Origin of the sequence: Pseudomonas sp. GL-B-19, assembly GCF_019956415.1 — a bacterium.
Taxonomy (GTDB): Bacteria; Pseudomonadota; Gammaproteobacteria; order Pseudomonadales; family Pseudomonadaceae; genus Aquipseudomonas.
In genome coordinates, this window is the sequence record NZ_JAHBDK010000091.1 from 1 (window position 1) to 10435 (window position 10435).

Below are 10435 nucleotides of genomic sequence, written 5' to 3' on the forward strand. Positions count from 1 at the left end.
GGTAACGCTCGCTTCTTGCTGCAACAGCTTGAAGGCGCGAGGGCTGAAATGGCCTTGGCGGTGAACGCCTATAACCTGAAAAGAGCGATTAACGTGCTGGGCGTGCGTCAGATGATGGCGCTGATGGACTGAAAAGCCTTTTTTCGTCTGCTGTGAGCACAAAAGCAAACGCCCCGAACAAGTCGGGGCGTTTGCTGGAACCACCATCAGTGTGTTTTCACACAGTCTGACAAGGCCGGGTTTGTTTTACCTGTCAGCCGACATCAATGCAGAATCTGGCTCAGGAACATCTTGGTCCGTTCATTCTGCGGGTTATCGAAGAAGTCGTTCGGCGCGGCCTGTTCGACGATTTCACCCTTGTCCATGAAGATCACGCGGTTGGCCACGGTACGGGCGAAGCCCATTTCGTGGGTTACGCAGAGCATGGTCATGCCGTCTTCAGCCAGGCCGATCATGGTGTCCAGCACCTCTTTCACCATCTCGGGGTCGAGTGCCGAAGTCGGTTCGTCGAATAGCATGATTTTCGGCTTCATGCACAACGCGCGGGCAATCGCCACACGCTGTTGCTGGCCACCGGACAGTTGCCCCGGGAATTTATGCGCCTGCTCCGGAATGCGTACGCGCTCCAGGTAATGCATGGCGATTTCCTCGGCCTGGCGCTTGGGCATTTTGCGTACCCACATTGGCGCCAGGGTGCAGTTCTGCAGGATGGACAGGTGCGGGAACAAGTTGAAGTGCTGGAACACCATGCCGACTTCACGGCGGACCGATTCGATCTGCTTGAGGTCGTTGGTCAGCTCCACGCCATCGACCACGATGCGGCCCTGCTGGTGCTCTTCCAGACGGTTGAGGCAACGAATGGTGGTGGATTTACCCGAACCCGACGGGCCGCACAGCACGATACGCTCGCCCTGTTTGACGTTCAGGTTGATGTCTTTCAATACGTGGAACTGGCCGTACCACTTGTTGACGCCCTGCATCTGAATAATGCCTTCAGGGCTCGCAGGCTTTTTGATTGCTTCGCTCATTACAGAACTCCTAACGCTTGTGGCCAGTGTCGAGCTTGCGTTCCAGATGCATGGAATAGCGCGACATACCAAAACAGAAAATCCAGAACACCAAGGCCGCGAACACATAGCCTTCAGTGGCCATGCCCAGCCATTTCGGGTCGGCGGCAGCTTGTTTGACGCTGTTGAGCAGGTCGAACAGGCCGATGATGATCACCAGGCTTGTGTCCTTGAACAGCGCAATGAAGGTGTTGACGATGCCAGGGATTACCAGCTTCAGGGCTTGCGGCAGAATCACCAGGCCCATGCTGCGCCAGTACCCCAGGCCCATCGCTGCAGCCGCTTCGTACTGACCTTTTGGAATCGCTTGCAAACCACCGCGCACCACTTCGGCCACGTAGGCCGACTGGAACAGGATCACGCCGATCAGCGCCCGCAGCAATTTGTCGAAGTTCATGCCTTCGGGCAGGAACAACGGCAACATCACCGAAGACATGAACAGCACCGTGATCAACGGCACACCGCGCCAGAATTCGATAAAGGTCACGCAGACCACTCGAATCGCCGGCATGTTCGAACGACGGCCCAACGCCAGGACAATACCCAACGGCAGAGCGCCAGCGATACCGACAGTCGCAATCACCAGGGTCAGCATCAGGCCACCCCACTGGCTGGTCGCCACGGCGCTCAAGCCAAACACGCCGCCGTGCAGCAGGCACCAGGAAATGATCGGGTACAGCACCAGGAAGCTCAGGCCATACACCGCTTTATGGTGAAAGCGCGAGATGAACAGGGGTGCCACGCCGATGACTGCCAGCCACACGGTCAGGTCCACGCGCCAACGCAGATCCGGCGGGTAGTAGCCGTACATGAACTGGCCGAAACGCTGTTGGATGAACACCCAGCAGGCGCCCTCCTTGGTGCAGTCGGTCTGGCTGGTGCCAACCCAGTTGGCGTCGAGGATCGCCCAGTGCAGGATCGGCGGGACAACCAGGTAAATCAGGTAGAACGCAAACAGGGTCAGCAGGGTGTTGAGCCAGCTGGAGAACATGTTGGCGCGCATCCACGCCACGACACCGATGCTGCGGTTCGGTGGCGGCATGTCAGGTTTGAAAGTATGAGTGCTCATGCGCTTTTCCTTACCGCTCGATCAGCGCAATGCGCTTGTTGTACCAGTTCATCAGCAGGGAAATGCTGATACTGATCGCCAGGTACACGCTCATGGTGATCGCAATCACCTCGATTGCCTGCCCGGTCTGGTTCAGCACCGTACCGGCAAACAACGAAACCATTTCCGGATAACCGATACCGGCCGCCAGCGAGGAGTTCTTCGCCAGGTTCAGGTATTGGCTGGTCAGCGGTGGAATGATCACGCGCAGCGCTTGCGGGATGATTACCTTGCGCAGGGTCGGACCGTTGCGCAGGCCGAGCGAATGGGCCGCTTCGGTCTGGCCGTGGCTGACCGACTTGATGCCCGAGCGCACGATCTCGGCGATGAACGCCGCGGTGTACACCGTCAAGGCCAGGGTCAATGCCAGCAGTTCGGGAATCAGCACCCAACCACCGACGAAGTTGAAGCCTTGCAGCTTCGGCATTTCCCAGTGCAGCGGCGCGCCGAAGATCAAGGCGCACAGCGCAGGGATCACCAGAAACAGCGCCAGACCAACCCAGAACTTGTGGAACGGCACGCCCGTCGCTTCGAAGCGTTTGGTCGCCCAGCGGCTCATCAGCACGATGGCGACAATGGCCACAACGATGCTGACCACAAACGGCCAGAAACCGTCCGCTACCAACGCTGCGGGCATGTTCAGGCCGCGGCTGCTGACAAAGAAGGTGTCGCCGAAGTTATGGCTGTTGCGCGGCCCCGGCATGGTCAGGAACACCGCGAAGTACCAGAACAGGATTTGCAGCAGCGGCGGAATATTGCGGAAGACTTCCACATAAACAGTTGCCAGCTTGGCGATGATCCAGTTCTTCGACAGCCGTGACACACCGACGATGAACCCGAGGATCGTCGCCAGGATCACGCCGATGAAGGTCACCAGCAGGGTGTTTAGCAGGCCGATGACAAACACCCGGGCATAGCTGTCCGATTCGGTGTAGTCGATCAGGGTTTGAGCGATGCCGAAACCGGCACTGCGCTCCAGAAAGTCGAAACCGGAGGTAATGCCCCGGTGTTGGAGGTTGGTCTGCGTGTTGTCGAACAGATACCAGCCCATCGAGACCACCGCAACAATGGTGATGATCTGAAATACCCACGCACGCACTTTGGGATCGCTGAGGCTGAGCCTCTGCTTTGGTGCGCCGATTGAATTTTGCATGAAGTGCCCCGGATGTAATGGAACAGAACATCACCCGGCGGTTGGCCCGCCGGGTGATAGAACCATCAGCGCACTGGTGGTGCGTATTGAATGCCGCCAGCGTTCCACAAGGCGTTCAGCCCGCGGTCGATTTCCAGCGGAGTGTTCTTGCCGAGGTTTTTCTCAAACACTTCGCCATAGTTGCCGACTTGCTTGACGATCTGGACGACCCAGTCCTTTTTCACTTTCAGGTCTTTGCCGTATTCGCCATCGGTACCCAGCAGACGGGCAACGTCAGGGTTCTTGGTGGACTTGGCTTCAGCTTCGACGTTCTTCGAAGTGATGCCTGCCTCTTCAGCGTTGAGCATGGCGTAGCCAACCCAGCGCGCGATAGCCAGCCACTCGTCGTCGCCATTACGCACGACCGGGCCCAGAGGCTCCTTGGAAATGGTTTCCGGCAGTACCACGTAATCCTTCGGCGAGGCCAGCTTGCTGCGCTGGGCGAACAGCTGGGACTTGTCGGAAGTCAGAACGTCGCATCGACCGGATTCCAGCGACTTGGCGCTTTCGTCGGAGGTGTCGAAGGTGATCGGGGTGTATTTCAGACCATTGCCGCGGAAGTAGTCGGAAACGTTCAGCTCGGTGGTGGTACCGGCCTGGATGCAGATGGTTGCACCGTCCAGTTCCTTGGCACTCTTCACGCCCAGCTTGTTGTTAACCAGGAAGCCGATGCCGTCGTAGTAAGTGATAAAGCCAGGAAACTTCAGGCCCATGCCTGAGTCACGAGAGCTGGTCATGGTGGTGTTGCGCGACAGAATGTCGATTTCGCCCGACTGCAGCGCGGTGAAACGCTCTTTGGCGTTCAACTGACTGAATTTGACTTTGGTCGCGTCGCCGAAAACGGCAGCCGCTACAGCACGGCAATAGTCAGCATCGATGCCAACGATCTTGCCAGTGGAGTCCGGAACCGAGAAGCCCGGCAGACCGTCACTCACACCACACTGTACGAAACCTTTTTTCTGCACTGCATCCAGGGTTGCACCCGCCTGAGCGAACCCGCTGATACCGAGTACTGCGGCTGCAGTCACGATAGCCAGGGTGGATTTCAACATCTTCATTCAAACCTCCAGTTTTGCTCTTGTTGTGTCGGAGCTGAATCCTGCCGCACCCTTTTGAGGCGTAATCGACCCTTATTGGTTTTTTTTAGGGTCAACCGGCGTAGGACCTGCGCTATGAGTCTAGTAGGAGAAAATCCACATCATGGATAACTCACTTCTCACCAATCGGCCGAACGGGCTGTAGCCCTTTCACGTTCGCGAAGCCCGTAACGGCCACTGGCGAACATCCATCACCGGATTCTTTGCTATCCCGCGGCCAGCAGTACACTGATAGTGTTACCGCAAGGCGCGAGATGGGTTGCACCGTTTCCCCTTAGCAAAGCCCGTACCAGACCGCTTGCTGAAGCAATTGCGCGACAGGTCAATAGCAAAACTTGTAGCCTTGCGACATCTTATTAACTGATCAACCAGACGCGTACTCGGGTCTCGCACCCAATGAGAGCGCGCGCACAACATTGGAGCAGCCATGACCGAGCCCCTTATTCTTCACCCCGTAAAGCCCGCAGATGCTTGCGTTATATGGCTTCACGGCTTGGGTGCCGATCGTTACGACTTCCTGCCAGTCGCCGAAGCCTTGCAGGAAAAACTGCTGAGCACCCGCTTCGTTCTCCCGCAGGCACCGACTTGCGCGGTCACCATTAATGGTGGCTACGAGATGCCGAGCTGGTACGACATATTGGCCATGAGCCCGGCGCGAGCGATCAACCGCGATCAGCTGGAAGCGTCCGCGCAGCGGGTCTTTGATTTGATCGAAGAGCAAAAGGCCAGCGGAATAGACGCCTCGCGGATATTTCTGGCAGGTTTTTCCCAGGGCGGTGCCGTGGTGTTGCACACCGCATTCCTGAAATGGCAGGGGCCACTGGGTGGCGTACTTGCCCTCTCCACTTATGCCCCGACGTTCAGCGATCAGCTTGAGCTTTCAGCCAGCCAGCAGCGTATTCCGGTGCTGTCTTTGCACGGTCAATACGATGACGTGGTGCAAAACTCCATGGGCCGCTCTGCCTATGAGCATTTGAAGCAGCATGGTGTCACCGCGACATGGCAGGAATACCCAATGGGCCACGAAGTGTTACCCGAAGAGATTCGCGACATCGGCGTCTGGCTTGCCGAGCGTTTGCGTTAACTGTGATGCGAAACGCAGCCCATTGATCATCCCACTACGCCGCGCCCGATTCTTGCATTACACTGGCCGGCGTACATTCCTTAACCAATTGATGAGATGACCGTGCTCAAAGCACTCAAGAAAATGTTCGGTAAAAGCGAGACTGAGCAGCTCGCGCCAGTTCCCAGCGCTCCGTCTCATACCCCCAGCCACCGCACCGACGGTAATCAGCCTGGCCGGACCGCAACCGCAGCGGTACCGAAACACGAGCCGATGACCACACCGGCCACCCAAACTGCCCCGGTCGTTGCCTCTGAACAGCCGCGCAGCGAAGCGCCGAAACCGGCAAAACCGCGTCGCGAACCCAAGCCCAAGGCACCCGTCATTCCCTGGAAACTCGAAGATTTCGTCGTCGAACCCCAGGAAGGCAAAACCCGCTTCCACGATTTCAAACTCGCCCCGGAACTGATGCACGCCATCCAGGACCTCGGTTTCCCGTATTGCACGCCGATCCAGGCGCAGGTGCTTGGCTTCACCCTGGCGGGCAAAGACGCCATCGGTCGCGCCCAGACCGGCACCGGCAAAACGGCCGCGTTCCTGATTTCGATCATCACCCAGCTGCTGCAAACCCCGCCGCCGAAAGAGCGTTACATGGGTGAACCGCGGGCGCTGATCATTGCTCCCACCCGCGAACTGGTGGTGCAGATCGCCAAGGATGCGGCCGACCTGACCAAATACACCGGCCTCAACGTGATGACGTTTGTCGGTGGCATGGATTTCGACAAACAACTCAAGCACCTCGAAGCCCGTCACTGCGACATCCTCGTGGCCACCCCGGGCCGTTTGCTCGACTTCAACCAGCGCGGCGACGTGCACCTGGACATGGTCGAAGTCATGGTGCTGGACGAAGCCGACCGGATGCTCGACATGGGTTTCATCCCACAAGTGCGTCAGATCATTCGCCAGACGCCGCCGAAGAACGAGCGTCAGACGTTGCTGTTCTCCGCAACCTTCACCGAAGACGTGATGAACCTCGCCAAGCAATGGACCACCGAGCCATCGATCGTCGAGATCGAAGCGCAAAACGTGGCCAGCGAAAACGTCGAGCAGCACATCTACGCCGTCGCCGGTGCGGACAAATACAAACTGCTCTACAACCTGGTCAACGACAACGGTTGGGAGCGAGTGATGGTATTTGCCAACCGCAAGGATGAAGTACGCCGCATTGAAGAACGCCTGGTGCGTGATGGCGTCAACGCCGCGCAATTGTCCGGCGATGTGCCGCAGCACAAGCGCATCAAGACTCTGGAAGGTTTCCGCGAAGGCAAGATTCGCGTACTGGTCGCCACCGATGTCGCCGGTCGCGGCATTCACATCGACGGCATCAGCCACGTGATCAACTTCACCCTTCCGGAAGTCCCGGACGACTACGTACACCGTATCGGTCGTACCGGTCGGGCAGGCGCCGATGGCGTGTCCATCAGCTTCGCCGGTGAAGATGACTCTTACCAGCTACCGTCCATCGAGGCGTTGCTAGGTCGCAAGATCAGCTGTGAAACACCACCGACGCATCTACTGCGGGCGGTTGAGCGCAAACGCCCGTAACCGGGGATTTGCAGAAAGAGGCGCAGCCGGAAACGGACTGCGCTTTTTTTTCGCCTGGTTTTTTTCAACAGGAGCTTGCCCAAGACAACTAAAAGTCCATAATGGACAAATTAGTTTAATTCAGCACCCGGAGCCGGCCATGTCCAGTACGCCTTACGTGATCCCCCAATCTCAGGCCCGCGAGTTGCTGGCGAAAGTTGACGTGCCGCAGATCCTGCGCAAGCTGTTCCGAGACCTGGCCGCGGGCCAAGCCGTACAACCGGCGCAGCAACTGGTGGAATTCCCTCAGGGCGCTGGCGACTTCATCAACTACCTCGGCGTACTGGCGCAAGACGGTGTCTACGGGGTTAAAACGTCGCCGTACATCGTGCGTGAACAAGGTCCGCTGGTGACCGCGTGGACACTGCTGATGTCGATGCAGACCGGCCAGCCGTTGCTGCTTTGCGATGCCGGTGAATTGACCACCGCACGCACAGCCGCAACCACCGCCGTAGCAGTCGATGCACTGGCGCCGTTAGAGGCGCAGCGTCTGGCGATTATCGGCAGCGGCAAAGTCGCCCAGGCGCACCTCCACTACGTCAAGGACCTGCGTGATTGGCAAAGCATCACCCTGTATTCGCCGAGCCTGAGCGACAAGCATCCAGACGCATTGGATCAGCTCAAAAGCCTCGACCCACGACTGACCATCGTCGACAGTCATGAAGCGGCGATTCAGGACGCCGACGTGATCATGCTGTGCACCTCGTCCGCAGGCCCGGTGATCGACCCGTCAAGCTTGAGCAAACCAGCGCTGATCACCTCCATCAGCACCAACGCCCCGCGCGCCCACGAAGTGCCGCCGCAGAGCCTCAATGACATGCAGGTGTTCTGCGACTATCGCCTGACAACGCCGGGCTCGGCGGGTGAGATGTTGATTGCTGGTGAGCAACATGGCTGGGACAGCAGTGCAATAGTCGGCGACCTGCCCGATCTGCTGAGCGGCAAGGTGCAGCGCCCCGATTACAACCGGCCGGTGTTCTTCCGTTCCATCGGCCTGGGCCTGGAAGACATCGCGCTGGCCAATGCCATCTACCACCTACAGCACTGACACCACAACTCACTGTGGGAGCGGGCTTGCCCGCGATGCAGGCGCCTCGCTCCGTCAGGCACGCTGCGGTGATGCAATCGCGGGCAAGCCCGGCTCCCACAGGGTTCCTCTATATCAATGGCATTTGCGCCCCATCAGGAGACGTTCATGAGCCAGGCAGATTTCATCATCATTGGCGGCGGGATTGCCGGGGCTTCCACCGGTTTCTGGCTGTCGCAGCAGGCCAAGGTGATTGTGCTCGAACGCGAATCGCATCCGGCCTATCACTCCACCGGACGCTCCGCCGCGCTCTACACCGCCGCCTACGGCACACCTCAGGTTCGCGCACTGACCCAGGCCAGCCGCGATTTTTTCGACGCACCGCCCGCCGGTTTCTGCGAACACCCGTTGCTGACGCCGCGCGGTGAGATGACCGTGGACTTCACTGGCGACCCCGCCGAACTGAACAATCAGTACCTCAGCGCCAAAGCGACGGTGCCCGAGATGCAACTGCTCAGTGCCGACGAAGCCTGTGCGCGCATGCCGATCCTGCGCCGGGAAAAAGTCCATGGCGCGATCTACGACCCGACCGCCAGCGACATCGACACCGATGCCCTGCACCAGGGCTACCTGCGCGGTATCCGTCGCAACAAAGGCGAAGTCATTACCGACACCGAAGTGCTCGGCCTGACCCGCGATGCCGAGGGTGTGTGGCAGGTAACCACCAACGGCCAGACCTTCAGCGCCCCCGTCATCATCAATGCGGCAGGCGCGTGGGCTGACAAAATCGGCGCACTGGCCGGCGCCCGGCCGCTGGGCCTGCAACCGAAACGGCGTGCGGCCTTTATCTTCGCCGGCCCTGAGGGCGTAGATATCCATAATTGGCCAATGCTGGTCAGCCTCGACGAATCTTTCTACATGAAACCCGACGCCGGCATGTTCCTCGGCTCACCCGCTAACGCCGACCCGGTTGAACCGCACGACGTACAGCCAGAAGAACTGGACATCGCCATGGGTATTTACCAGATCGAAGAGGCCACCACCCTGACCATTCGCCGACCGACCCGAACCTGGGCCGGGTTGCGCAGCTTTGTCAGCGACGGTGATTTACTGTCCGGATTCGATCCAAATGTGCCCGGCTTCTTCTGGGTCGCGGCACAAGGCGGCTACGGCATCCAGACTTCGCCGGCCATGGGCCAAGCCAGTGCTGCGCTGGTAAGCGGTGAAAGCCTGCCCGAGCAGCTCACGCGTTTCGGGCTGGACGCCAGCATGCTCTCCCCCGCTCGCCTCGGCTGATCGCCTGTTCAGGTGACGTGTCGACACGATTACGGCAAACTTCCAGCGCCCCTTTTGCAGGGCGCTGACGCTGCCTGGAGCTCCACTGTATGAACGCACCTGAAAAAGACCCGGCGCTGGACAATTACCGAGCGATTGCCGATGCCATCGCCACACTGTTTTTCCCCCATGCCGAGGTGGTGCTGCACGACCTGCGCACGCAAAAGATCGACTACATCGCCAACAATCTGTCCAAACGCGAAATCGGCGATGACGCGGCGCTGGAGGACATGCTCAGCGACGATGTCAGCGAAACCAACATTGGGCCGTACGAAAAGCTCAATTGGGATGGTCAGAAGATTCGCAGCTTAAGCACCGTATTGCGCGACAGCGAAGGTCATCCGCTCGCGGTCCTGTGCGTCAACCTGAACATCTCGCTGTTCGAAAATGCAAAAGCGGCGCTCGACCTGTTCCTGTCGCCCAGCAAACTGATTCCGCAACCGGACTCACTGTTTCGTGATGACTGGCAAGAGCGGATCAATACCTTCCTGCACGCCTGGCTGCGCGAACGTCAACTGAGCCTGAACCTGCTGACACGCGACCACAAACGCGAACTGGTTTTGGCGCTGCACGCCGAAGGGGCTTTCAAGGGCAAGAGCGCATCGAACTATGTGGCCAATGTGCTGAACATGGGGCGGGCGACGGTCTACAAGCATTTGAAGGAATTGAAGGGCTGAGCCCAACGAGGTGTGTTGGCTGAAAGGGCCCCTTCGCGGGCAAGCCCGCTCCTACATTGGTCCTGCATACACAGGTCCATTGTAATTGGATGGACTCGCCCACGCCGAGGCGTCAATGCGCCACGGTGGCAGTCTAAGAAGCCAACGGCAGCGAGGGCGAGTCCATGAAAAAGAATACGACGCTTAAACAGTCCCTGTCTTCAACCGATGTGTCGGCCTGTACGA

9 protein-coding genes are annotated in these 10435 nt (G+C 58.8%); 5 read left to right on the top strand and 4 right to left on the bottom strand.

Translation table 11 applies throughout. The features are described from left to right. Positions 1-263: 263 nt before the first annotated feature. The 4 genes from KGB06_RS27805 to KGB06_RS27820 form a co-directional block, all read right to left on the bottom strand. The gene (locus KGB06_RS27805) at positions 264-1028 is read right to left on the bottom strand and encodes an amino acid ABC transporter ATP-binding protein (RefSeq protein ID WP_223521449.1); all 765 of its coding nucleotides are present in this window, start codon (positions 1026-1028) and stop codon (positions 264-266) included. 10 nt (positions 1029-1038) lie between these two features. Further along, positions 1039-2136 carry an amino acid ABC transporter permease gene (locus tag KGB06_RS27810; RefSeq protein ID WP_223521451.1) on the bottom strand — a complete coding sequence of 366 codons (1098 nt, stop codon included), beginning with the start codon at positions 2134-2136 and terminating at the stop codon, positions 1039-1041. A 10-nt stretch (positions 2137-2146) separates the two neighbouring features. After that, positions 2147-3328 (bottom strand): amino acid ABC transporter permease, encoded by a 1182-nt coding sequence (locus tag KGB06_RS27815; protein WP_223521453.1) that lies wholly within the window; start codon positions 3326-3328, stop codon positions 2147-2149. A gap of 65 nt (positions 3329-3393) precedes the next feature. Continuing rightward, positions 3394-4425: an amino acid ABC transporter substrate-binding protein gene (locus KGB06_RS27820; RefSeq protein ID WP_223521455.1), complete on the bottom strand. Its 1032-nt coding sequence runs from the start codon at positions 4423-4425 to the stop codon at positions 3394-3396. A gap of 466 nt (positions 4426-4891) precedes the next feature. Here KGB06_RS27820 and KGB06_RS27825 point away from each other — a divergent pair, with 466 nt between their 5' ends. From KGB06_RS27825 to KGB06_RS27845, 5 genes are all read left to right on the top strand, one after another. Continuing rightward, entirely contained in the window at positions 4892-5548 is a 657-nt protein-coding gene (locus KGB06_RS27825) for an alpha/beta hydrolase (RefSeq protein WP_223521457.1), read from the top strand. A gap of 96 nt (positions 5549-5644) precedes the next feature. Next, the gene (gene rhlB, locus KGB06_RS27830; RefSeq protein WP_223521459.1) at positions 5645-7132 is read left to right on the top strand and encodes an ATP-dependent RNA helicase RhlB; all 1488 of its coding nucleotides are present in this window, start codon (positions 5645-5647) and stop codon (positions 7130-7132) included. Positions 7133-7271: 139 nt separating this feature from the next. Continuing rightward, entirely contained in the window at positions 7272-8219 is a 948-nt protein-coding gene (locus tag KGB06_RS27835) for an ornithine cyclodeaminase family protein (RefSeq protein WP_223521461.1), read from the top strand. Positions 8220-8366: 147 nt separating this feature from the next. Continuing rightward, entirely contained in the window at positions 8367-9494 is a 1128-nt protein-coding gene (locus KGB06_RS27840; RefSeq protein ID WP_223521463.1) for an NAD(P)/FAD-dependent oxidoreductase, read from the top strand. A gap of 89 nt (positions 9495-9583) precedes the next feature. Then, positions 9584-10210, top strand: coding sequence for a transcriptional regulator (locus KGB06_RS27845; protein WP_027924854.1), 627 nt, complete (start codon positions 9584-9586; stop codon positions 10208-10210). Positions 10211-10435: the final 225 nt, after the last annotated feature.

Coding starts and splice junctions, on each gene's coding strand:
- KGB06_RS27840 (WP_223521463.1), top strand. CDS start 8,367: ATGAGCCAGGCAGATTTCATCATCATTGGCGGCGGGATTGCCGGGGCT.
- KGB06_RS27815 (WP_223521453.1), bottom strand. CDS start 3,328: ATGCAAAATTCAATCGGCGCACCAAAGCAGAGGCTCAGCCTCAGCGAT.
- KGB06_RS27820 (WP_223521455.1), bottom strand. CDS start 4,425: ATGAAGATGTTGAAATCCACCCTGGCTATCGTGACTGCAGCCGCAGTA.
- KGB06_RS27845 (WP_027924854.1), top strand. CDS start 9,584: ATGAACGCACCTGAAAAAGACCCGGCGCTGGACAATTACCGAGCGATT.
- KGB06_RS27825 (WP_223521457.1), top strand. CDS start 4,892: ATGACCGAGCCCCTTATTCTTCACCCCGTAAAGCCCGCAGATGCTTGC.
- KGB06_RS27810 (WP_223521451.1), bottom strand. CDS start 2,136: ATGAGCACTCATACTTTCAAACCTGACATGCCGCCACCGAACCGCAGC.
- rhlB (WP_223521459.1), top strand. CDS start 5,645: ATGACCGTGCTCAAAGCACTCAAGAAAATGTTCGGTAAAAGCGAGACT.
- KGB06_RS27835 (WP_223521461.1), top strand. CDS start 7,272: ATGTCCAGTACGCCTTACGTGATCCCCCAATCTCAGGCCCGCGAGTTG.
- KGB06_RS27805 (WP_223521449.1), bottom strand. CDS start 1,028: ATGAGCGAAGCAATCAAAAAGCCTGCGAGCCCTGAAGGCATTATTCAG.